Source organism: Butyricicoccus sp. AM32-19 (genome assembly GCF_003480365.1).
GTDB classification, from domain to species: Bacteria; Bacillota; Clostridia; order Oscillospirales; family Butyricicoccaceae; genus Agathobaculum; species Agathobaculum butyriciproducens.
On sequence record NZ_QUIX01000021.1, the window covers coordinates 22,400 to 44,019 of the forward strand.

The window sequence follows — 21,620 nt, forward strand, 5'->3', positions numbered from 1 at the left end:
ATGCTGGATAATCAAGGAAGAAATATTCGCTATCTGCGGCTGTCGGTGACCGACCGGTGCAATTTCCGGTGCCGGTACTGTATGCCCGCCGAAGGCGTGTGCAAGCGGGAGCACAGCGAAATGCTGTCGTTCGAGGAGCTGACCGAGATCGTGCAGACGGCAGTTTCGCTCGGTGTCAGCAAGGTGCGGCTGACCGGCGGAGAGCCGCTCGTGCGGCGCGGCATCGTGGACTTGTGCCGCAGTCTGCGTGCCATCAATGGTGTGCGGGAGCTCACCATGACGACTAACGGCGCACTCCTGCCGCAGTACGCCGCAGAGCTGAAACAAGCAGGGGTTGACCGGCTGAATATCAGTCTGGATACCTTAAATGAGGATAAATTTGCGTCGCTGACGCGCGGCGGCTCGCTCGCGGATACGCTGGCCGGTCTGGACGCGGCGTGGAACGCCGGATTCTGCGGTACAAAGCTGAATGCCGTGCTGCTCGGCGGCGTAAACGCGGACGAGATTCCGGCACTGGCGCAGCTGGCGCAGGACGGGAAATATGAGGTACGCTTCATTGAACTCATGCCGATCGGTGAGTGCGCGGACTGGCCGCGCGAGCGGTTTCTCTCTGCGGACGCGGTGCTGCACGCCCTGCCGGAGCTGCAGCGTCTGCCGAATGAAGGCGTTGCGGAATTGTACCGAATGCCCGGATGGAAGGGGAAAATCGGTCTGATTCGCCCGATGAGCCACCGTTTCTGCGCGGACTGCGACCGCATCCGCGTTACCGCAGACGGCAGGCTGAAACCGTGCCTGCACTCGGCGCAGGAGATTCCGCTGCGCGGTCTGCACGGTGAAAACCTTGAACGCGCACTGCGCGAGGGTATGTTCGGGAAACCGGTCAGCCACCATATGCAATCCGGGCAGCCGAGTGAAAGCCGGAGAGGTATGAGTCAAATCGGAGGATAAATAATTTGAGAATGGAGAATAGAGGTATCGCGCAGAGCGCGATAATTAAGGCAATCATTTTCCATTCTCAAATTTCAATTAGCGAATGGGAGGCACTATGTCAAAAGTAGCTGCAGTTTGTATCAGTGAACATAAAGGAACAAAAAAGCACCCGGTGGAGCGTATCGCAGTGAAGGAAAACCACGGCATCGTCGGTGACGCGCACGCGGGCAACTGGCACCGCCAGATCAGCCTTTTGGCGCAGGAGAGCGTGGACGAAATGCGCCAAACCGGTCTGACGCTCCATGCGGGCGACTTTGCGGAGAACATCCTCACCGAAGGGATTGACCTCAAGCATTTACCGGTCGGTACGGTGCTCCGCGTGGGAAAAACGCGTCTGCAGGTGACCCAGATCGGCAAGGAATGCCATAATGACTGCGAAATCCGCCGTATGACGGGCAAGTGCGTCATGCCGACCGACGGTATCTTTGCCATTGTGCTAACGGGCGGCACGATCACCGCCGGTGACGAGATCGAGGAGGAAAAGCCATGAAATGTATCAAAACCGAGGACGCGGTCGGCCATGTTCTGTGCCACGACATGACGCAGATCATCCCGGGCGTGAGCAAGGGGCCGCGCTTCCGCAAGGGCCACATCGTCACCGCGGAGGACATTCCGGTGCTGCTTTCGATGGGTAAGGAGCAGCTTTACGTCTGGGAGCTGCAGCCGGGTTTTCTGCACGAGAATGACGCAGCAGAGCGGCTGTGTGCGCTCTGTCAGAACGCCGGTATGCGTAAAAGCGAGACAAAAGAGGGCAAAATCGAGCTTTCTTCGGACATTGACGGCGTTTTTCTGGTCGATACCGAACGACTGAATGCGGTCAACAGCATTGACGAAATCATGATTGCCACGAGGCGTGGCAACGGCATCGTCCATCCGGGCGACAAACTGTGCGGCACGCGCGTCATCCCACTCGTGATCGAGGAGGAGAAGCTGCGGCAGGCTGAGCAGGCGGCAGGCGGCACGCCGATTCTGGAAGTCCGCCCGTTTACGCTGAAAACAGCAGCCGTTGTCACTACCGGCAGCGAGGTAGCCAAAGGCCGCATTCCGGACAGCTTCACGCCGGTTGTAGAACGAAAGCTGGCTGCACTCGGCATCAAAATGACCGAGCACGTTCTGGTCGAGGACGGCATGGAGAACGTTGCGGCGGCCATCGAGCAGATGAAAAACAAGCCGGTCGATATGATCCTGTGCACGGGCGGCATGAGTGTTGACCCGGACGATTCCACGCCGGGTGCGATCAAACAGAGCGGCGCGGATATCGTCACCTACGGCGCGCCGGTGCTCCCGGGCGCCATGTTCCTGTTGGGCTATTACGCGGACGGCCGTCCGGTGATGGGGCTGCCCGGATGCGTCATGTACGCCAAGGCCACCATTTTTGATCTGGTGCTGCCGCGTATCGCGGCGGGCGTGCGGCTGACCAAGCGCGATTTTGTTACGCTCGGAGAAGGCGGTCTGTGTCTCGGCTGTGAGGTCTGCACTTACCCGCACTGCGGTTTCGGAGGTGTATGATATGCTGACAGCCAAGGTCATCACGGTCAGCGACCGGTCGTTCTGCGGTGAGCGGGAGGATTTGAGCGGCCCTGCCGTCAAGAATCTGCTCGAGCAGGCAGGCTACGCGGTCGGTGCGGTCGAGGTGCTGCCGGACGAGCAGCCGCGTATCGAGTCCGCGCTCATCCGTGCCGCCGACGAGGAGAAGCTCGCACTCATCGTCACCACCGGCGGCACCGGCTTTGCACCGCGCGATGTAACGCCGGAGGCGACTATCAAGGTCTGCGAAAAGCTCGCGCCGGGTATCCCGGAGGCCATGCGGGCGGCATCCATGCAGATTACGCCGAAGGCGTGTCTGTCGCGCGCGGCAGCGGGCATTCGCGGCACGAGCCTGATCATCAATCTGCCGGGCAGTCCCAAGGGCGCGTGCGAAAACCTGCAGGCCGTGCTCGAAACCATTGAGCATGGGATTTATATCCTGCAGGGCGGGAAAGAATAATGGAGAATTGAAAATGGAGGATGGAGAATGAAATGTCAGATTTCAGTTTCTGCTCCGAATAGAAAACACCCCGAACCTGTGGTTCGGGGTGAGGCTGTCGCGAAACTACAGTTTCGCCGACAAGCAGGAACGGACCGTGGGCCGTTCCAAAGTCGTCCGAAAGTTCCTATACAGAAACTTTCTCCCTCCAGAAGTTCAAAAATGGTGATACATGCTCCCCCTTTTTGAGCATTTGCAGAGCAAATGCTATTTTATGCGCGCTGCCGCGCGAAATACTGAAAACTGCTGACTATACGACTTTTTCGACAGATTGACACCCCGAACCTGTGGTTCGGGGTGTTTTTTGATTGGGTTCTATTTCAAAAGAAAACGGTCAACCACCGCGTTAATTTTCCATTCTCAATTCTCCATCCCCAATTTTCAATTTACTCCAAATAGATCGAAAACTCCTGTTTCTCGGTAACATACCCGACGATTTTCGCCTCCGGTACGCTCTGCTGCAGTTCATCCAGACAGCCTTGCGCGTCCTGCTCCGGCAGGGCAAACAGCAGACCGCCGCTGGTCTGCGGGTCGTAAAACAAATCCTGCAGGGTGCGCGAAACTTCACCCTTGATACATACGCCGGCTTCCGCATACTGCCGGTTGCGGTACGCGCCTGCCGGAATCAGTCCCATCTCTGCAAGCGGGTATGCCTCTGCATGATAGGGTACGTCGTCCGCGCGAAGGTGCACGGAAACGCCGCTGCCCTGTGCCATCTCAAAGCTGTGTCCGAGCAGCGAAAAACCGGTGACATCCGTGCAGCTGTGCACCGGATATTTCACCATAACATCGCGCGCGGCCTTATTGAGCGTAGCCATCTGGCGGTAGATGCGGTCAAGCACGGACTTTTCAACCAGATCTGCTTTTGCTGCCGTGGTCAGCACGCCAACGCCGAGCGGCTTGGTCAGAATCAGCACATCCCCCGGCTTTGCGCCGCTGTTGGTGAGCACCTTTTTCGGATGCACGAAGCCCGAAACCGCCAGTCCGTAAATCGGCTCGGCACCCTGAATGGTGTGACCGCCCGTGATGATCGCGCCGGCCTCGTAGGCCTTGTCGTAGCCGCCGCGCAGGATTTCCTGCACCGCATGATTGTCCATGCTCTGCGCCAGACACATGATGTTGAGCGCGAGCTTGGGTTCACCGCCCATGGCGTACACGTCGCTGAGCGCGTTGGCAGCCGCGATCTGTCCGTACAGGAACGGATCGTCCACGATGGGCGGGAAGAAGTCGGTCGTCTGCACGAGTGCGGTGTTCTCGTCAAGCACATACACGCTTGCGTCATCGCTCTTGTCATAGCCGACGATCAAACGCGGGTCGGTATGCGTGCGAAAGCCTTCAAGCAGGTGTACGAGCGTTCCGGCGCCGACTTTTGCGCCGCAGCCGGCGCAGCCTGCAAGTTTGGTCAGCTTTACTTCGGTCTCCATCGAAAAATCTCTCCGTTTCCGTGATTTATTCTTCTTATTATACCAAAATCTGTGCAGATTGGCAACCTTCATTCGCCTTGCATAGACTGGATGGGAGGGGATGCCATGGCGACCGTCAGCCTTTGCATGATCGTACGCAATGAGGAGAAGGTGCTCGCGCGGTGTTTGGACAGCGTGCGCGGCATTGCGGATGAAATATGCATCACGGACACCGGATCGACCGACAAAACGCGGGAAATTGCCCAAAAATACGGCACTGTGCAGGCGTTTCCGTGGTGCGATGATTTCTCCGCTGCACGCAATTTTTCGTTTGCGCAGGCGCGCATGGACTATACGCTGTGGCTGGATGCGGACGATGTGCTTCTGCCGTCCGACTGTCAGAAATTGCTTGCGCTCAAAGCGGAGCTGGACGGCACGGCCGATGTCGTCATGCTGCCGTACCACACCGGTTTTGATGAGCAGGGCAGACCGACTTTTTTCTGTTACCGTGAGCGGCTGCTCAAAACGTCCGCACACTTCCGATGGCAGGGTGCGGTGCACGAGTGCATCGCGCCGCGCGGGAACATCCGGTACGGAGACGCGGCGGTGACACACCGCAAGCCGCCGTGTGCGTACTCCGACCGTAATCTGAAAATCTACGAAAACCTGCTCGCTAAGGGGGAAAAGCTGGATGCACGTGGCAGCTATTATTACGCGCGCGAGCTGCTGGCGCATAAACGGTACGCACAGGCGGTCGAAGCGTTTGAAGCCTTCCTTGCGATGCCGGACGGCTGGACGGAGAACAAAATAGATGCGTGCCTTGGTCTGTCGCAGGCGCTGACCGCCCTCGGAGAGCGCGAGCAGGCAAAGCGGGCACTGACCCGCTCATTTGCACTGGAGGTGCTGCGCAGTGCCGTGTGCTGTGCGCTTGCGGCCCTCGAATACGCGGATAACCGCGCAAGACAGGCGGTGTTCTGGTACGAAACCGCCATTCGAGCCGCAAGCACAGCGCCGCGCGGCTTTGTTGATGTGAACGCCTGTGCTTATGCGCCGGCACTCGGCCTGTGCGTCTGCTGGGACAAATTGGGAGACCCAAAGCAAGCCTGTGCCTGGAACGAAAGGGCAGCACTTGTGCGTCCGCAGTCGGCGGCGGTGGCGTACAACCGACGGTATTTTGCCGCGCAGGGTCTCACCGCAAAGCCGCCTTCGGCATAGATTGAACTGCCGGAGATTTCCGGCAAATCGGAAGGAAGGGAAGAACGACATGAACGATCGACAGGACTGCTGCGGCAACTGGGAACGCCCGAGCGAACGCTGGCAGGAGCGCGTGTGCGATGCGGTGATGGGCAACGGCCGACCGGACGCGATGGGACCTCCCGGACCTCCCGGACCTCCCGGTCCTCCGGGTCCGCGCGGACCGCGAGGAGAAAGGGGACCGATGGGGCCAATGGGGCCGAGAGGCATTCCGGGTCCTCCGGGACCGCCGGGCTTCCCGGGACCCATCGGCCCAACCGGCCCGACCAGACCTGCAGGTGAAGCAGGCGCAGTTGGCGCTACCGGCCTGACCGGCCCCGCAGGTGAAGCAGGTGCAGTCGGCCCGACCGGCCCGACCGGTCCCGCAGGTGAAGCAGGCGCAGTTGGCCCAACCGGCCCGACCGGACCTGCCGGTGCAAGTCCGGGACCAGCGGCATCGGTAGCAGACGCAACCGGTGCGGACGACATCGTTGCACGGTTCAACGAGCTGCTCGACAGTCTGCGCGAGGCAGGACTGCTCAGGCTGCCGTAACCGAACAGAAAGGGAGTGGAAACACTCCCTTTTTCTTTGCGCCGACATTCGACTTTATGCGCGGCTTGTGCTATACTGATAGCAGAAATATAACAGCAGGAAAGCAGGAAGTATAATGACAATTCTGAATTGTGAATGCGGAAACGAGATTTTCATCATGGACGAAACCGAAGCAACGGCTTGGCAGTGCGAGCAGTGCGGTCAGTGGTATGATTTCTTTGGTGTAAAGGTGCCCGACCCGGCATCTGTGCAGCCGAAAAAGTCGCCTCATCTGGTCAACTGGAGTGCAGGCGAGGATTTGTAAGGCAATACCGCGGCAGCGCGACCGGAGCCTGCGCAAGGAACCGCGGCAGCGCGACCGGAGCCTGCGCAAGGAACCGCTGCAGCGCGGACGGAACTCGCGCAAGGAACCGCTGCTTTAATTGTGCGGTGTTGCCGTAAGTCTGCCGTCAGAAAAGGACAAAAAAGCGCGGACGGAAGCTGTAAAAAGTAACAGAACTGTAACCTCGCTTTGTGTCGAAAGGTGGTATACTTATATCTTAGCAGCATATATTATAAAAAGGATAGGAAGGATGACAAAAATGGCATATGAATCGGCGCGGCAGGCGCCGCGCAGCCCGCATAGAAGAAGGCGCAGACGCAGACGGCGCAACAGTCACTACGGTGTGCTGTTTGCCCTGATTATTCTGATCATTGCGGTCATTTTCTTCGGTGTGCGGGCGGTCCGCTCGATTGTCGGAAACGTGGTCAGCAGCAACAACGTGCTGGTGTATCAGGTGGGAAACACGAATGCATATAAGAACGGCAAGACGATACAGGTTGACGCTGCGCCCTACCGTGACAGTCAGGGCAACGGCATGGCGTCCATCAGCTCGCTGTGCGATAACCTCGGATTGGAGCTGAACTGGGACGAGAACGCTAAATCCGGCACGATCACGCTCAAAAAGACCGTGCTGACAATTAAGCTCAGTGATACAAACCTGCAGGTCGGTGACGCGACCGAGACCTTTGCCTCCGCACCGGTGGAGAAGAACGGCGTGGTTTATGCGCCGGTCAAGGATATCTGTCAGGCACTTTCGTGGCAGACCGGCGAGGTTGCCGCCGAAAACGGCGATCTGATCATCATCAGTCAGGCAAAAAAAGCGCTGACCGACAAGAAGATCGGTGAAATTACGGATCAGGCGCTCGAGGTGCTCGGCCCGGCCGAGGGACAGGTGATGAGCGGCAGCATCGTTATGCGAACCGGCTCGGATCAGCTGCTCTATGAAGGCAGCACCAAGCACATGGTGGAAGAAGGCAAAAAGCTGGGTGCAGGTGTGCTCGATCAGGACGGTACGGCGTATATCCCGCTCAAGGCTGCGATGACCGCGCTCGGCGGCAAGGCGGAGGACGATGGCAAGGGTGCATGGAATGTCACCTGCGGCGAATCCACCGCGACCGTGGATGCGGACGACGGCAAGACCAAGGTGGACGGCAAGCGTGCCTCCGGCAATGGCTTCTCCACCTACACGGATCAGGACAAGAACCGTTTTTACGTTTCTCCGCAGGTGCTTGCGGCAATCCTTGGCAAAACGTATACCGATCTCGGTGACGGCGTATTCTCGTTCACCGGCGTAACGCTTGACGGCTTTGACAGCCAGAAGGCATACCTCAAGAACATGAAGGATAAGCTGGGCGATGCCGTGGACGGCGATATACCGGAGGCCGATGTCTATATCGCGCTGACGTTTGACGACGGCCCGACCGGCAAAAAGGACGGCTATCCGAACGGCCTGACCAACTATCTGCTGGACGGCCTCAAGCAGCGCGGCGCAGTTGCTACGTTTTTGATGGTCGGCGAGCGTGTCTCCGAGGTATCGGATGTGCTGCCGCGCATGGTAAACGAAGGCCATGAGCTGGGCAACCACACCATGAATCACCCGATGTGCCACCTGACCGGCCTCGGCACGGATGACATCCGCACACAGATTGACGATGCGACCAATGCGATCAAGGATATTGCAGGGCAGGCACCGCAGGTGCTGCGTCCGGTAGGCGGCGGCGTCAACTCGGATGTCAAGGCGGTAGCCGCAGAGCTTGGCTATCCGATCATCAACTGGAGCGTGGACACCGAGGACTGGAAGTACCGCGATGCCGATCATGTGAAGAAGGTCATCGTGGAGCAGGCGCAGGATGGCGATGTTGTCCTGATGCACGACCTGTATGAGACTTCGGTTCGGGGTGCGCTGGCAGCGATCGACGAGCTGCAGAGCCGCACGGATAAGACCTACGCGTTTGTAACGGTCTCTCAGCTTGCCGCAATTCACGGCATCACGCTGGAGCCGGGCGTTGTCTACAACGGCCTGACGGATGAAGTCGCGCAGCAGATCGCGGACGGCAGCTATTCGCCGACGGAGTTTACCTAAACAAAGAAATCCCGAACCAAACGGTTCGGGATTTTTTGTTTAGGAATGGAGAATTGATAATGTAGGATTGAGAATTATGGTTCGGCGCATAGCGCCGTTATTTAATCATCGCGCGTAGCGCGGTACCACGTCGCAGCGCGGACGGAACTCGCGCAAGGATAGCGACATTCTCCATTTTCCATTCTCCATTCTCAATTATCCGTATTCTCTGCCATACGATATCCCACGCCGACCTCGGTAAACAGATACTCCGGTTCGGCAGGATTTTTTTCGATCTTGCGGCGGATATTTGCCATATTGACGCGCAGGATCTGGTTGTCACCGCCGGCTCGCGGTCCCCACAGCTCCTTGATGATGTAATCGTAGGTAAGCACCTTGCCGGCAAACTTGCCGAGTAGCGCAACGATACGGAACTCGCTGAGCGTGAGGTGGACATTCTCGCCGCGGACGAGCACCTGATGCTTGTTATAGTCGATGGTCATTTCACCGACCGTGTAGGTGCCCTCGCGGGCGATTTCGCTGTTCGCGGAGGTGGTTCTCGTGTGGCGGATGGCGGTGCGCACGCGCGCAAGCAGCTCGGCGGTGCCGAACGGCTTGGTCAGGTAGTCGTCCGCGCCGAGATCGAGCGCCTGCACCTTATCGTGCTCATGCGAGCGGGCGGAAACCACCACCACCGGCAGGCTCGACCACGAGCGCAGCTCGCGCAGGACGTCAATGCCGTCCATATCCGGCAGACCGAGATCGAGGATGACCAGATCCGGACAGTGCGAGGAGATCATGGTCTTCGCCTCGCTGCCCGAGCGGGCCAGCAGCGTTTCGTAGTCGTTGGAGTTCAAAATAGTGGAGATAAAGTGCGCAATGCTTTTTTCGTCCTCCACGATGAGTATTTTTTCTCGAATGTTCATTGCAGTTCCGGCTCCTTTTCTATCATCGGCAGACAGAAGATAAATTCTGCACCGCCGTCCTTATTTTGTGCGTGCATCGTGCCGCCGTGTGCGCGGACAATGGCGTTGCATACAGAAAGTCCCAGCCCCATATTGCGCTTGCCGTCTCCGGTGGGCGTGTCGCTGTGGCGCAGCGTTCCGCTGAACAGCACGGGCAGCAGCTTGGGCGGGATGCCGCCGCCGTTGTCCTGCACAGCAAAGACAGCGTTTTCGCCATCCTGATGCACAGAGAGCGCAATATGGGTGGTGTTTTTGCCGTGCCGAACGGCGTTTTCAAGCAGATTGGTCATGACCTGCTCAATGAGGATCGCATCCATCGGTACGATGAGCAGATCATCCGGCACAGCCACCGATATCTTGACGCCGGGATAGTGCTTGCGGAATTTGCGGGCGACCTCGCCGAGCACCTCCTCGGCGGCCTCAGGCTGCTTGGTGATCCGGGTGTCCTCGCCCATGCGGGTGATGGACAGCAGGTTTTCCACCACGCGGACCAGCCACTGCGCGTCATCGCGCACATCCTCGAGCAGCTGATGCTGCTGTTCGAGAGACAGGTCGGGCGTTTCCAGAATGGCCGAGGTTGAACCGATGATGGAGGTCAGTGGCGTGCGGATGTCGTGCGAGACCGAGCGGAGCAGGTTGGCACGCATTTTCTCGCGCTCACTCTCCATGCGGAACTGCTCCTGCTGCTTGATCTTGGTGGTCATCGTGCAGGTGACGAGCGATACGCACAGCATGACGAAAAACGTCAGCGGATAGCCGGTCATTGTGAAGTTGAATTCCCAGTAGGGAAAGGTAAAGATGTAGTTGATGCCGATAACGCTCAGGAATGCGGCAAGCGTGCCGAACAGGTATCCGTTCGTGAAGCGCGAGGTGAGCAGCACCGCGAGAACGAATACCGGAGAGGCGAAGCCGTCGCTGATGTCCGAGCGGCGCAGCAAGGTGCAGAGTACCAGTGCACAGATAAATATCGCCGCGAAAATAAGAAAATCCCGCAGTGTAAACGAGAATAAACGCGGTTTACCGTCCTGTCGTTTCATGTCGAAGCCTCCAAGTGCATAAATGTACAAGTTAATTATAGCAGATAATCCGTTAATGTGCTGCTAAAACTTACTGAGTGGAGAATTATGCAGCAAAGATATTATCCATTCGGTAAGTTATCATGCAGGGCAGGGCACTTCGGAGCGCCCCGCCCTGCGATTAAACGACAAAATCCTGCCGAATGTTGTACAGAACAAATATTCGGGTGACAACAACCGCTATCCGTGTTATAATAATCCATTATAGGGTAATATAGAATCAGAATCACTGCAATAATGGAGGAAACAGCTTGCTTTGGAGAGCTTTGATGAGCGGCGATATCCGCTCCGCATTTATCACACTGGCGCTTTCGCTGCCCGCGATCGTGCTGTGCCTGTCCATCCACGAGACTGCGCACGGCGGTGCTGCCTATCTGCTCGGCGACCGTACCGCGCGTGATTCCGGCCGCGTAACGCTGTCGCCGATGGCGCATATCGACCCGATCGGTTTCCTGTGCCTGCTGCTGTTCGGCTTCGGCTGGGCGCGTCCGGTGCCGGTCAATATCGCCAATTTCAGGAACAGACGCTGGGGCATGGCGCTGACTGCGCTTGCCGGTCCGGTATCCAACTTTATCACCGCCTTTATCGCGTACTGCCTGTATTTTGTGGTGCGCATGAACATGACGAATACGTTCCTGTGGTCGCTGTCGCAGTTCCTGCTCATCGTTGCGAGCATGTCGGTCGGTCTGGGTGTGTTCAATCTCGTTCCGGTGCACCCGCTGGACGGCTCGCGCGTCGTTGACGCATTTATGCCGTTTTCGTGGTCGCTCAAGCTGCAGAAGTACCAGAATATCATCTTTTTCGTGTTTATCGTGGCGCTCTGGTTCGGTTGGCTGGACGGCATTATGGACTGGGTCGGCAACGGCGTTCTCATGCTGGCGGTAAACTTCGTCAGCCTGTTTCTGTAAGCTATGGATTTTCATTTAGACAACTTTGACGGGCCGCTTGACCTGCTGCTGCACCTGATTTCCAAAAACAAGGTGAGCATTTACGATATCCCTATCGCGGAAATCCTTGAGCAGTACATGGCGGTTCTGCACGAGGCCGAGCACATGGATTTGGACATTGCCGGCGACTTTATCGCAATGGCGGCGCAGCTGGTGTACATCAAGTCCAGGATGCTGCTGCCGAAGCACGAGGAGGACGAGGCCGAGGAGGACCCGAGAGCGGGTCTGGTCGAAATGCTGCTCGAGTACCAGAGACTCAAGAGCGCGACCGCGTTTTTTGCGGAAAAGAACGAAAACGGCCGTGATATCTATGTCAAACCGCCCGAACGGCAGAATGATGCGCCGGTGGAGTATCACCACACGGTAAACGATCTCATCCGCGCGGCAAACAAAATGCTGCGCCGCACCAAGCGCCGCCTGCCGCCGCCGGTGACCTCGTTTCAGGGCATTGTCGGGCGGGAGCCTGCACCGGTAGAGGGACGCGTCACCGCGATTCTCAAACGCTTTCTGTACCGGATGCGCGTGCCGTTTATGCGGCTGTTCGACGACGCGAGAAACCGCTCGGAGATCGTGGCTACCTTTCTGGCAGTGCTGGAATTATCCAAGACCCGCCGAATCCGTTTGGAAGGGGACGGCGAGGAGATGGAGCTGATGCTGACAAATGACAACACAAAATAACGGCAGTATGACGGCGCTCGAGGCCGGACTGGAGGCTGTGCTGTTCGCGGCAGGCGATGCGGTTACCATTGAACGGCTGTCCGCGGCGCTTGAGGCCGCTCCGGCGGAGCTGCTGGACGCGGCGGCTGCACTTGAGAACCGCTACGACTTCGAGAACCGCGGCATCATGCTGCTGCGTATCGAGGACAAGCTGCAGCTGGCGTCCCGGCCGATGTACGGGCCGTATGTGCGCCGCGTGACCGAATCGCGCAGACCGCCTGCGCTGTCGCCTGCGGCGCTTGAGGTGCTGACCATCATCGCATACCGCCAGCCGGTGACGCGTGCGTTCATCGACCAGCTGAGAGGTGTCGATTCATCGAACACGGTGAGCAGTCTGGCGGAAAAGGGGCTCATCGAGGAGGCCGGACGGCTGGACGTGCCCGGAAAGCCCATGCTGTTCCGCACGACCGACCAGTTCCTGCGCAGCTTTTCACTGGCAAGCATTGAGGACCTTCCGGCGCTGCCCGCGCTTGAAGAAAACGAGCAGATGGAGCTGAACATGGACGGCACGCTGCACGAGACACCGCCCGGCGAGCAGCTGCGCTTCTTGAACGGCGAGCCTGTGCCGCCGGAAACGGAGTGACCGCCTATGGGAACGGTTTTACTCTGGATTTTAGGCATTCTGCTTGGAATTGTACTGCTGGCATTGGTGATTGTGCTGGTGCTGCTGAACATTCGGGCAGGCATTGAAGCCGTCGGCGTGACCGGCGAGGTGAGCGTGGAGGCACGGTATGGGCCGGTTCGCATTCCGCTGTATCCGAGACCGCGCCACCTGAAAAAGAAAAAAGAGGAAACGGAAGCTGAGAAGAAGAAATCTGAGGAAAACGAAAAGAAAACGAGCGGAAAGCTCGGTCTTTCGCTGCCGAAGGACGGACTGGATGTCGGTGAGATCGCAGGCACGGTGCGCGATTTTCTCAGCGACCTGACCGACCGCCTGCGCATCAGCAGACTGCGGGCGCGCGTAGTTATCGGCACGGACGATGCGGCGCAGACCGGCATTCTGCTCGGGCAGGCAGCGGCACTCTGCGGAATCGTTGTTCCATTTCTGGAGAATACTTTTGATATGCAGGATTACCATGTCAGCGCGGACGCGGACTTCAACGCCGACCATACCGAGTGGGCGTTTACCGTAAACTGCTCGATACGGCCGATATCGCTCATCAGAGTGCTGCTGCGGCATGGCAAGCCAATGTATCAGCTGTACAAGAAATATTTCAAATAATCAGTAAAAACGTATAAAAGGAAGGCGAAAAATATGAGTGAACATCATCCAATCAGCGATTTGATGACCGAAACCATGTCCAAAATCAAGGAAATGGTGGATGTTAATACCATTATCGGCAACCCGATCGTAGCGGCGGACGGCACGACCGTTATCCCGGTCTCCAAGGTGTCGTTCGGCTTCGGCGCAGGCGGCAGCGAGTTCGCGTCCAAGCACGCGGCAAGCGGGTCTCCGCTTGCGTTCGGCGGCGGCAGCGGCGCCGGTGTGACGGTTTCGCCGGTGTGCTTCCTTGTCATCGGCAGGGACGGCAGCGCCAACATCCTCGGCATCAACGCACAGGCGTCCGACACGGTCGATCGTCTGGTCGAGATGATTCCGGGTGCGATCAACAAGGTGTCCAATTTCGTCAGCGGCTTCAAGGGCAAGACCGAGGATGCAGCTGCTGCTGCAGAACCCCTGTCTGGCGATGAATAAAACCGCGTTTTCCCGCAAAACCTACTCGCATGAATGCTGAGTAGGTTTTGTTATGCGGGGAGTGGTGCAATGTGAAAAAGCTGTTTTGCGTGCTCGCGCTTTTGCTCGTGCTGCCGAGGGCAGGCGCGGTGAGCGCACAGGGGGCGGTCGTGATCGATGCGGACACGGGCGAAACGCTGTTCGAGCAGAACGCGGACAGCCGCCTGCCGATGGCGTCCACCACCAAGATCATGACCGCGCTCGTCGCGCTCGGCGAGGGCGACCTTGACCGCGTGTATACCGTAAAGCCGGAGTACGCCGCCGTGGAAGGCTCGTCCATGTACCTGAAAGCGGGTGAGACACTCTCGCTGCAGGATACGCTGTACGGACTCATGCTCGCGTCCGGCAACGACGCGGCGGTCGCCATCGCGGGAGAGTGCGGCGGCATGACCGCCTTTGTGGGCAAAATGAATGCCAAAGCGGCGGAACTCGGTCTGACGGACACGCATTTCGACAATCCGAACGGCCTGCCGTCCGACACGCACTACACCACCGCGCATGAGCTGGCGAAAATCACCGCGGCGGCGCTCAAGGACCCGGTGTTCCGGCAGATCGTCTCGACAAAAAGCTGCACGGTCAGCGGGCACGCGTTGAGCAATCACAACCGTCTGCTGAGCATGTATGATGGCGCGATCGGCGTGAAAACCGGCTTTACGCGGGCGGCAGGGCGGTGTCTGGTCTCGGCGGCCGAGCGCAATGGGCGCACCATCATCGCGGTGACGCTCAATGACCCGAACGACTGGAACGATCACATGGAGATGCTTGACGCCGGTTTTGCGCAGTACAGCGAGGTCACGCTGCATACGGCAGGAGACACGATTGCAAACGCACGCGTGTTCGGCGGCGATACCGCGTCCGTGCCGCTCGCAGCGAAGAATACTGTGACGGCATATCTGTTGCCCGGCGAGAAAGAGAAGCTGCAGCGCGTGCGCTACGGCGAAAAAATCTGCTATGCACCGGTCGTGAGGACGGCACAGGCCGGGTCGGTGGAGTATCGGCTCGGGGATTGCGTCTTGGGACGCGATACGCTGGTTTACGGCGGGGAATCCTTGCTGCCGGCGGAGGAAAAGGGTATCGTTGAGAAAATTTTAGAGCGATTTACAAATTAGCAACACACTTTATTGTAGGGCGGACTGACCGCATCCCGCCGTTCCCCAACGAACCAATGAGTGCAATGGGGATTATTGAGATACCGGTTTTCATTTTTACGGTATCCGCTGTTGTTGATACGGCGATTGTCGTTAGACGGCGGGGTGAGGGCACCCCGTCCTACGGAATAGTGTTACATAATGCAATAATTGAGAAAGAGGAATTATACATGGAAGAAAGACTGCAGAAATTACTGGCGCAAGCAGGTTTGTGCTCCCGCCGTGAGGCGGAGCGCTGGATCGATGATGGCCGCGTAACGGTAAACGGCAAAAAGGCTTCGGTCGGCGACAAGGCCGATCCGCGCCGTGACAAGATTTTCGTGGACGGCAAGCCCATCGGCGGTGCCGAGGAGAAGGTATACTTAATGCTGTACAAGCCGCGCGGCTATGTCACGACGATGAAGGACGAGCACGGCCGCAAGACGGTTGCCGATCTGGTACGCGGCTGCGGTGCGCGTGTTGTGCCGGTCGGCCGTCTGGACTACAACTCCGAGGGTCTGCTGCTGCTGACCAACGACGGCGATCTGCTCAACGCGCTGACCCATCCGCGCCACGAGGTGGAGAAGCATTACGAGGTGCGCGTGCGCGGCAATCTGGAAAACATCCCGAAACTCGCAGAGCCGATGGAGATTGACGGCTACAGCATCCGTCCGGCAACGGTCGTTACCATCGACCGCGATGAGCTGAGCGCCAAGCTGCGCCTGACCATCCACGAGGGCCGCAACCGCCAGATTCGCAAAATGTGCGAGAAGTGCGGTCTGGAGGTCCGCCGCCTCAAGCGCGTGGCAATGGGCACGATGCCGCTCGACCCGCACCTCAAGAGCGGCGCATGGCGCGAGCTGACGAATGACGAGATTGCGTATCTGCAGGACATCGCTGCCGATGTGCAGGAGAACCTCTGATTTTTTAAGGGAATCCCTGCCTTTTTGCAATTTACACCCATATGCTCTTGCATTTTTTTGCAGGTTCACTTAAAATAGTATCGTGCAAATGCAGGAATGTATGCAGAGAATGCAATGCAGGAGAGAATATAATGAATGACCTGATCACAAAAATTCAAAGCGAGCTGCCCGGCTTTTCCAAGGGTCAGAAGCAGATCGCGCGTTTTATCTTAGAGCACTACGACAAGGCTGCGTTCATGACCGCGAGCCGTCTGGGTGTGACTGTCGGCGTGAGCGAAAGCACGGTCGTGCGCTTTGCGACCGAGCTTGGCTATGACGGCTATCCGCACCTGCAGCGCGCTCTGCAGGAGATGATCCGCAACAAGCTGACCTCGGTGCAGCGCATGGAGGTTGCGGGCGACCGCATGGGCGGCCGCGATGTACTGCAGACCGTGCTGCACGCGGATACGGACATGATCCGTGTAACGCTCGACGAGATCGACCGCGACGCCTTTCAAGGCGCGGTGGACGCGCTCATGGGCGCTAAGCGAATCTACATCCTCGGTGTGCGCTCCTCGAGCGCGTTAGCCAGCTTTCTGGGTTTTTACTTCAATCTTTTGTTTGAAAATGTGACGCTTGTACATACGAACAGCGTCAGCGAGATTTTTGAGCAGGTGCTTCGTGTCGGACCGGGTGATGTGCTGTTCGGCATCAGCTTCCCGCGCTACTCCAAGCGCACGCTGAGTGCAATGAAGTACGCCCGCGACCGCGGTGCCCGCGTTATCGCACTGACCGACTCGCAGCTGTCGCCGCTGGCGCGTGTGGCCGATCATGTGCTGCTCGCACGCAGCGATATGGCGAGCTTTGTCGATTCGCTCGTGGCGCCCTTGTCGGTCATCAATGCACTGATCGTAGCCGTCGGCATGAGCCGCCGCGATGAGATTGAACATACATTTAATAAGCTGGAGCGCATCTGGGAAGAATACGACGTATATGAAAAACCGGAGGACGATATAAATTGAACATTATCGTAATCGGCGGCGGCGCAGCCGGTCTGATGGCGGCAGGCACTGCCGCGGAGCAGGGCGCGCAGGTGACGCTGCTGGAAACCAACGAAAAAGTTGGCCGCAAACTGTTTATCACGGGCAAGGGCCGCTGCAACGTGTGCAATAACTGCGATGTGCAGGAGGTTCTGCGCAACGTGCCGGTCAACCCGCGCTTTCTGTATTCCGCGCTCGGCGGCTTCGGTCCGGCGGACGTGATGGACTTTTTCGAGAACCATGGCGTTGCCCTCAAGACTGAGCGCGGCAACCGCGTGTTCCCGCAGTCGGATAAGGCAGCCGACATCATCGATGCGCTGTTCCTGTGGGTGAAAAAGGCGGGTGTGACCATCGTACATACGACTGCAGACGAGCTGCTCATCGAGGACGGTGTGCTCACAGGCGTTCGTGCCGGTCACAAGACGTACAAGGCGGACCGTGTGATCGTAGCGACCGGTGGTGCATCCTATCCGCAGACCGGCTCGACCGGTGACGGCTACCGCTTTGCCAGGCAGGCGGGGCACACGGTCGTGCCCGCAAATCCGTCGCTCGTGCCGCTCGTCGAGGACGGCGACACCTGTCAGCAGCTGATGGGGCTCAGCCTGCGCAACGTGCAGCTGACCGTATATGAAAATGACAAAAAACTCTACTCGGACTTCGGCGAAATGCTGTTCACACACTTCGGTCTGTCCGGTCCGCTGGTGCTGTCCGCGAGTGCGCATATGCGCCATTTCGGCAGCAAAAAGTACCGTGTGGAGATTGATCTCAAGCCTGCGCTGGACGAAAAGACGCTCGACAAGCGTCTGCTCACGGACTTTGACAAGCACAAGAACAGCGATTTTATCAACGCGCTCGGTGAGCTGCTGCCTAGGAAAATGATTCCGGTGGTGATCGAAAAGAGCGGTATTGACCCGCGCGAGAAGGTCAATTCCATCACCAAGGCACAGCGTGCCGCGCTGCTGCGCGTACTCAAGGCGTTCCCGGTCGAGATTTCCGGCAAGCGTCCGATTGCTGAGGCGATTATCACTACGGGCGGCGTATCCGTCCGCGAGGTCAGCCCGAAAAGCATGGAGTCCAAAAAGCTGCCGCACCTGTATTTCGCAGGTGAGGTGCTCGATGTGGACGCCTACACGGGCGGCTTCAACCTGCAGATTGCGTGGTCCACGGGCCGTCTGGCGGGTCTGTCGGCTACGGAGGAGGAATCATGATGAAGTACATTTCGGTTGCCATTGACGGCCCGTCCGGGGCCGGAAAATCCACCGTGGCGCGTGCTGCCGCGGCAAAACTCGGCTATGTATATGTGGATACGGGTGCGATGTATCGTTCCATCGGTCTGGCGGTGTGCCGCAGGGGCATTGCCGGAGAGGATACGGCAGGTATTATCGCAACCCTGCCGGAGATTGCCATTCAGCTGACCTATCAGGACGGCGCACAGCACGTTCTCCTGAACGGCGAGGATGTCTCCGAAGCCATCCGCACACCGGAGATTTCGTACTACGCGTCCAAGGTGTCCGCGGTGCCGGAAGTACGCCGGTTTCTGCTGGAAACCCAGCGCAATATGGCGAAAAACAGCAGCATCCTGATGGACGGCCGCGACATCGGCACGGTCATCCTGCCGGATGCGCCGGTCAAGATTTTCCTGACCGCGTCTGCGCAGTCTCGCGCGGAGCGTCGCTATAAAGAGCTGATTGAGAAGGGCCAGCAGGTGACGATGGACGGCATCCTGCACGATATCAACGAGCGCGACAGGCAGGACATGACGAGAGCCGTTGCGCCGCTCAAACAGGCGGACGATGCGGTTCTGCTGGACACGAGCAGCCTGACGCTCGAGGAGAGCATAGCGGCCGTTCTGCATATTATTCGTGAAAAAACGGAGGAAAAGGCATGAAATTCAAGTACCACCGCTGGTTCCAGGCTTTGGTTGTGCCGCTGGTAGCGCTGGCGTTCCATATTTTCTTTGGCTATCGCGTGATCGGACGCGAAAACATCCCGGAGGGCGGCTGTGTTGTCTGTCCGAACCATGTGCAGCTGTCCGACCCGCCGTTTGCGGCGGTCGCACTCGGCGGCAAGACGCCGTTGCGCCTGATGGCGAAAAAGGAGCTGTTCCGGAAGAAGATATTCGCGTGGCTGATTGCGGCGCTCGGCGCTTTTCCGATCGACCGCGAGGGCGCGGATATCACCGCCATCAAGACCGCGCTCGGCTCGGTTCGTGCCGGTCAGAAGCTCATCATCTTCCCGCAGGGCACACGCCACGCCGCCGAGGGCGAAACCAAGAAAGGTGCGGCCATGCTGGCGGTCAAGACCCGGGCGCCGATCCTGCCGATGTATATCACCGAGGGCAAGCGTTTCCGCTGCAGAGCCACGGTCGTGATCGGCAAGCCGTTCACGCCGGATCCGAAGCAGAAGGACTACGGCCTGATCGCGGATGATATCCTGCACCGCATCTACGCGCTGAAGGAGCAGGTATGAGCGTAACGGTAGCCAAGACCGCCGGATTCTGCTTCGGCGTACGCCGTGCCGTGGACCTCGCCGAGCAGCAGGCGAAAAAAAACGGAAAAATTTATGCCTATGGTGAAATCATTCACAACATGCACGAAATCGAGCGGCTGGAGAAACTCGGTGTGTACACCGCGTATGCGCTTGAGGACATTCCGGACGGTGCCGGCGTGCTCATTCGGGCGCACGGTGTACCACGGAATGTATACACGTTGCTTCAAGCAAAAAAGTGCGAAATCTTTGATGCAACCTGCCCTTTTGTGCGGAAAATACACAAAATTGCGGATAAAGAGAGCGCGGACGGACGGCTGATCGTCATTCTCGGCAGCGCCGGACATCCGGAGGTTGTGGGCATTCAGGGCTGGTGCGGCGAGTCGGTCGTGCTCGAGGGCGAGGAGCAGGCGAGAGCCTTCTCGGAACGGCTTGAAATGGAAGATAAACCCATTTCTCTGGTCGCACAGACCACCGTTAACCGGTCAATTTGGAATATTTCCGTAGGACTTATAAAAAAAAGGTGTACAAACCTCAAAATTTTTGATACAATATGTAAAGCGACGGATGAGCGCCAGTCGGAGGCTCGTCTGCTTGCCGGTGTATCGGATCAAATGATCGTGATCGGAGATAAGAAAAGCTCCAACACCAAACGGCTGTATGAGATCAGCCGGTCGCTGTGCTCGGATGTGCGCTACATCGAAGACGCGGCAGAGCTTACTACGCAGGAGCTCGGGCAGCACCAGCACATCGGGATCACGGCGGGAGCATCCACACCGGCATGGATAATTAAGGAGGTCAGTAACATGATGAGCGAAGAAACCAAGATTGAAACTGGTGAGGACTTTGCAGCAATGCTGGAGGAGTCCTTCAAGACTTTAAATAATGGAGAAAAGGTAACCGGCACCGTTGTAGGTATTTCCAATAACGACGTACAGGTAGATCTGGGCGTTAAGCACACTGCGTATATCCCGCTGGGTGAGCTGTCTGACGACCCGAACTATGACGTAGCTGCCAACATCCACGTTGGTGACGAGATCGAAGCTGTTGTTGTTCGCGTAAACGACGGCGAGGGTACCATCACTCTGTCCAAGAAGCGCGTTGATCAGCTGAAGGGCTGGGAGACCGTTGAGAAGGCTTACGAGGAGCACACCGTTGTTGAGGGTGTTATCGTTGAGGAGAACCGCGGCGGTGTTGTTGCAACTGCACACGGCGTTCGCGTATTCATCCCGGCATCCCAGACCGGCGTACCGAAGGATCAGCCGATGAGCCAGCTGGTTAAGACCAAGCAGTCCTTCTATATCACCGAGATCAACCGTCAGCGCAAGCGCGTTGTTGGTTCTATCCGTGAGATCCAGAGAGAGGCTCGCAAGGCTGCTGCTGAGCAGATCTGGAACACCATCGAGATCGGCAACGAGTACGACGGCACCGTTAAGTCCCTGACTTCCTACGGCGCATTCGTAGACATCGGCGGCGTGGACGGCATGGTTCACATCTCCGAGCTGTCCTGGGGCCGCATCAAGCACCCGTCCGAGGTCGTTTCTGTTGGCGACAAGGTAAAGGTATTCGTTATCGGTCTGGATAAGGAAAACAAGAAGATCTCCCTCGGCTACAAGCGCGAGGAGGATAATCCGTGGAACGTATTCAAGTCCAAGTACGACATCGGCTCTGTTGCTGAGGTTAAGATCCTCAAGTTCATGCCGTTCGGCGCATTCGCTGAGATCGTACCGGGCGTTGACGGTCTGATCCACATTTCTCAGATCGCTGATCACCGCATCGCAAAGCCGGAGGACGAGCTGGAGGTTGGCCAGGTTGTCGAGGCTAAGATCATCGACATCAACGACGAGAAGAAGAAGGTATCTCTGTCTATCCGTGCTCTGCTCGAGGACGGCGAGGATTACGAGGACTAATTCCTCATTTAGCTGTTAAGCGCAAAGAAGCACCTGATTTATCGGGTGCTTCTTTTTTGTTAATTGGTGATTGCAAATTGGTAATTAGTAGTTAGCAATTAACGTGACGGTTAAGCGGTTATGTA

23 protein-coding genes are annotated in these 21,620 nt (G+C 57.8%); 20 read left to right on the plus strand and 3 right to left on the minus strand.

What is annotated here, in order from left to right:
- From moaA to DW806_RS13695, 4 genes are all read left to right on the plus strand, one after another.
- On the plus strand, window positions 1-948 hold the full coding sequence (gene moaA, locus DW806_RS13680; protein ID WP_118730294.1) for a GTP 3',8-cyclase MoaA: 948 nt from the start codon (window positions 1-3) through the stop codon (window positions 946-948).
- Between the two features lie 97 nt (window positions 949-1,045).
- Window positions 1,046-1,480, plus strand: coding sequence for an MOSC domain-containing protein (locus DW806_RS13685; protein ID WP_118730295.1), 435 nt, complete (start codon window positions 1,046-1,048; stop codon window positions 1,478-1,480).
- Window positions 1,477-2,499, plus strand: coding sequence for a molybdopterin-binding protein (locus DW806_RS13690; RefSeq protein WP_118730296.1), 1,023 nt, complete (start codon window positions 1,477-1,479; stop codon window positions 2,497-2,499). The genes DW806_RS13685 and DW806_RS13690 overlap by 4 nt, the downstream gene beginning before the upstream one ends.
- A 1-nt stretch (window position 2,500) precedes the next feature.
- Window positions 2,501-2,977: a MogA/MoaB family molybdenum cofactor biosynthesis protein gene (locus DW806_RS13695; RefSeq protein WP_118730297.1), complete on the plus strand. Its 477-nt coding sequence runs from the start codon at window positions 2,501-2,503 to the stop codon at window positions 2,975-2,977.
- Window positions 2,978-3,402: 425 nt separating this feature from the next.
- Here DW806_RS13695 and selD read toward each other — a convergent pair whose 3' ends face one another.
- Window positions 3,403-4,440 (minus strand): selenide, water dikinase SelD, encoded by a 1,038-nt coding sequence (selD, locus tag DW806_RS13700; protein ID WP_118730298.1) that lies wholly within the window; start codon window positions 4,438-4,440, stop codon window positions 3,403-3,405.
- Between the two features lie 105 nt (window positions 4,441-4,545).
- Between selD and DW806_RS13705 the strand changes: the two genes are divergently transcribed.
- The 4 genes from DW806_RS13705 to DW806_RS13720 all read left to right on the plus strand — a co-directional run bounded on the left by DW806_RS13705 (window position 4,546) and on the right by DW806_RS13720 (window position 8,610).
- Window positions 4,546-5,634: a tetratricopeptide repeat-containing glycosyltransferase family 2 protein gene (locus DW806_RS13705; RefSeq protein ID WP_118730299.1), complete on the plus strand. Its 1,089-nt coding sequence runs from the start codon at window positions 4,546-4,548 to the stop codon at window positions 5,632-5,634.
- A gap of 49 nt (window positions 5,635-5,683) precedes the next feature.
- Complete coding sequence (locus DW806_RS15945) at window positions 5,684-6,205, plus strand: collagen-like protein (RefSeq protein ID WP_147358111.1); 522 nt, start codon at window positions 5,684-5,686, stop codon at window positions 6,203-6,205.
- A 115-nt stretch (window positions 6,206-6,320) separates the two neighbouring features.
- Window positions 6,321-6,509: a hypothetical protein gene (locus DW806_RS13715; RefSeq protein ID WP_110436632.1), complete on the plus strand. Its 189-nt coding sequence runs from the start codon at window positions 6,321-6,323 to the stop codon at window positions 6,507-6,509.
- A 277-nt stretch (window positions 6,510-6,786) separates the two neighbouring features.
- On the plus strand, window positions 6,787-8,610 hold the full coding sequence (locus DW806_RS13720; protein ID WP_158578386.1) for a polysaccharide deacetylase family protein: 1,824 nt from the start codon (window positions 6,787-6,789) through the stop codon (window positions 8,608-8,610).
- Window positions 8,611-8,801: 191 nt separating this feature from the next.
- Here DW806_RS13720 and DW806_RS13725 read toward each other — a convergent pair whose 3' ends face one another.
- On the minus strand, window positions 8,802-9,515 hold the full coding sequence (locus DW806_RS13725; protein ID WP_110436634.1) for a response regulator: 714 nt from the start codon (window positions 9,513-9,515) through the stop codon (window positions 8,802-8,804).
- Window positions 9,512-10,591, minus strand: coding sequence for a sensor histidine kinase (locus DW806_RS13730; RefSeq protein WP_118730301.1), 1,080 nt, complete (start codon window positions 10,589-10,591; stop codon window positions 9,512-9,514). Before DW806_RS13730 ends, DW806_RS13725 begins: the two co-directional genes overlap by 4 nt.
- 290 nt (window positions 10,592-10,881) lie before the next feature.
- Between DW806_RS13730 and DW806_RS13735 the strand changes: the two genes are divergently transcribed.
- From DW806_RS13735 to DW806_RS13790, 12 genes are all read left to right on the plus strand, one after another.
- Window positions 10,882-11,538: a site-2 protease family protein gene (locus DW806_RS13735; protein ID WP_147331152.1), complete on the plus strand. Its 657-nt coding sequence runs from the start codon at window positions 10,882-10,884 to the stop codon at window positions 11,536-11,538.
- Window positions 11,539-11,541: 3 nt separating this feature from the next.
- Window positions 11,542-12,255 (plus strand): segregation and condensation protein A, encoded by a 714-nt coding sequence (locus tag DW806_RS13740; RefSeq protein WP_118730302.1) that lies wholly within the window; start codon window positions 11,542-11,544, stop codon window positions 12,253-12,255.
- Window positions 12,239-12,877, plus strand: coding sequence for an SMC-Scp complex subunit ScpB (scpB, locus tag DW806_RS13745; RefSeq protein ID WP_227109857.1), 639 nt, complete (start codon window positions 12,239-12,241; stop codon window positions 12,875-12,877). The genes DW806_RS13740 and scpB overlap by 17 nt, the downstream gene beginning before the upstream one ends.
- 6 nt (window positions 12,878-12,883) lie before the next feature.
- A complete protein-coding gene (locus tag DW806_RS13750; protein ID WP_118730303.1) occupies window positions 12,884-13,516 on the plus strand; it encodes a DUF2953 domain-containing protein in 633 nt (210 codons plus the stop codon).
- A 33-nt stretch (window positions 13,517-13,549) separates the two neighbouring features.
- Window positions 13,550-13,990, plus strand: a complete 441-nt coding sequence (gene ytfJ, locus DW806_RS13755; protein WP_118361752.1) for a GerW family sporulation protein — start codon at window positions 13,550-13,552, stop codon at window positions 13,988-13,990.
- 71 nt (window positions 13,991-14,061) lie between these two features.
- Window positions 14,062-15,138: a D-alanyl-D-alanine carboxypeptidase family protein gene (locus DW806_RS13760; protein WP_158578387.1), complete on the plus strand. Its 1,077-nt coding sequence runs from the start codon at window positions 14,062-14,064 to the stop codon at window positions 15,136-15,138.
- Between the two features lie 209 nt (window positions 15,139-15,347).
- Window positions 15,348-16,079: a pseudouridine synthase gene (locus DW806_RS13765; protein ID WP_118730304.1), complete on the plus strand. Its 732-nt coding sequence runs from the start codon at window positions 15,348-15,350 to the stop codon at window positions 16,077-16,079.
- Window positions 16,080-16,210: 131 nt separating this feature from the next.
- Window positions 16,211-17,080 (plus strand): MurR/RpiR family transcriptional regulator, encoded by an 870-nt coding sequence (locus DW806_RS13770; protein WP_118361748.1) that lies wholly within the window; start codon window positions 16,211-16,213, stop codon window positions 17,078-17,080.
- The gene (locus tag DW806_RS13775) at window positions 17,077-18,306 is read left to right on the plus strand and encodes an NAD(P)/FAD-dependent oxidoreductase (RefSeq protein WP_118730305.1); all 1,230 of its coding nucleotides are present in this window, start codon (window positions 17,077-17,079) and stop codon (window positions 18,304-18,306) included. The genes DW806_RS13770 and DW806_RS13775 overlap by 4 nt, the downstream gene beginning before the upstream one ends.
- Window positions 18,303-18,986 (plus strand): (d)CMP kinase, encoded by a 684-nt coding sequence (cmk, locus tag DW806_RS13780; protein ID WP_243022768.1) that lies wholly within the window; start codon window positions 18,303-18,305, stop codon window positions 18,984-18,986. Before DW806_RS13775 ends, cmk begins: the two co-directional genes overlap by 4 nt.
- Window positions 18,983-19,567 carry a lysophospholipid acyltransferase family protein gene (locus DW806_RS13785; protein WP_118730307.1) on the plus strand — a complete coding sequence of 195 codons (585 nt, stop codon included), beginning with the start codon at window positions 18,983-18,985 and terminating at the stop codon, window positions 19,565-19,567. The genes cmk and DW806_RS13785 overlap by 4 nt, the downstream gene beginning before the upstream one ends.
- Window positions 19,564-21,495: a bifunctional 4-hydroxy-3-methylbut-2-enyl diphosphate reductase/30S ribosomal protein S1 gene (locus DW806_RS13790; RefSeq protein WP_118730308.1), complete on the plus strand. Its 1,932-nt coding sequence runs from the start codon at window positions 19,564-19,566 to the stop codon at window positions 21,493-21,495. Before DW806_RS13785 ends, DW806_RS13790 begins: the two co-directional genes overlap by 4 nt.
- Window positions 21,496-21,620 lie beyond the last annotated feature (125 nt).

Excerpts from the sequence above, each read along its gene's own strand:
- moaA (WP_118730294.1), top strand. The coding sequence starts at position 1 with ATGCTGGATAATCAAGGAAGAAATATTCGCTATCTGCGGCTGTCGGTG.
- DW806_RS13685 (WP_118730295.1), top strand. The coding sequence starts at position 1,046 with ATGTCAAAAGTAGCTGCAGTTTGTATCAGTGAACATAAAGGAACAAAA.
- DW806_RS13690 (WP_118730296.1), top strand. The coding sequence starts at position 1,477 with ATGAAATGTATCAAAACCGAGGACGCGGTCGGCCATGTTCTGTGCCAC.
- DW806_RS13695 (WP_118730297.1), top strand. The coding sequence starts at position 2,501 with ATGCTGACAGCCAAGGTCATCACGGTCAGCGACCGGTCGTTCTGCGGT.
- selD (WP_118730298.1), bottom strand. The coding sequence starts at position 4,440 with ATGGAGACCGAAGTAAAGCTGACCAAACTTGCAGGCTGCGCCGGCTGC.
- DW806_RS13705 (WP_118730299.1), top strand. The coding sequence starts at position 4,546 with ATGGCGACCGTCAGCCTTTGCATGATCGTACGCAATGAGGAGAAGGTG.
- DW806_RS15945 (WP_147358111.1), top strand. The coding sequence starts at position 5,684 with ATGAACGATCGACAGGACTGCTGCGGCAACTGGGAACGCCCGAGCGAA.
- DW806_RS13715 (WP_110436632.1), top strand. The coding sequence starts at position 6,321 with ATGACAATTCTGAATTGTGAATGCGGAAACGAGATTTTCATCATGGAC.
- DW806_RS13720 (WP_158578386.1), top strand. The coding sequence starts at position 6,787 with ATGGCATATGAATCGGCGCGGCAGGCGCCGCGCAGCCCGCATAGAAGA.
- DW806_RS13725 (WP_110436634.1), bottom strand. The coding sequence starts at position 9,515 with ATGAACATTCGAGAAAAAATACTCATCGTGGAGGACGAAAAAAGCATT.
- DW806_RS13730 (WP_118730301.1), bottom strand. The coding sequence starts at position 10,591 with ATGAAACGACAGGACGGTAAACCGCGTTTATTCTCGTTTACACTGCGG.
- DW806_RS13740 (WP_118730302.1), top strand. The coding sequence starts at position 11,542 with ATGGATTTTCATTTAGACAACTTTGACGGGCCGCTTGACCTGCTGCTG.
- scpB (WP_227109857.1), top strand. The coding sequence starts at position 12,239 with ATGACAACACAAAATAACGGCAGTATGACGGCGCTCGAGGCCGGACTG.
- DW806_RS13750 (WP_118730303.1), top strand. The coding sequence starts at position 12,884 with ATGGGAACGGTTTTACTCTGGATTTTAGGCATTCTGCTTGGAATTGTA.
- ytfJ (WP_118361752.1), top strand. The coding sequence starts at position 13,550 with ATGAGTGAACATCATCCAATCAGCGATTTGATGACCGAAACCATGTCC.
- DW806_RS13765 (WP_118730304.1), top strand. The coding sequence starts at position 15,348 with ATGGAAGAAAGACTGCAGAAATTACTGGCGCAAGCAGGTTTGTGCTCC.
- DW806_RS13770 (WP_118361748.1), top strand. The coding sequence starts at position 16,211 with ATGAATGACCTGATCACAAAAATTCAAAGCGAGCTGCCCGGCTTTTCC.
- cmk (WP_243022768.1), top strand. The coding sequence starts at position 18,303 with ATGATGAAGTACATTTCGGTTGCCATTGACGGCCCGTCCGGGGCCGGA.
- DW806_RS13785 (WP_118730307.1), top strand. The coding sequence starts at position 18,983 with ATGAAATTCAAGTACCACCGCTGGTTCCAGGCTTTGGTTGTGCCGCTG.
- DW806_RS13790 (WP_118730308.1), top strand. The coding sequence starts at position 19,564 with ATGAGCGTAACGGTAGCCAAGACCGCCGGATTCTGCTTCGGCGTACGC.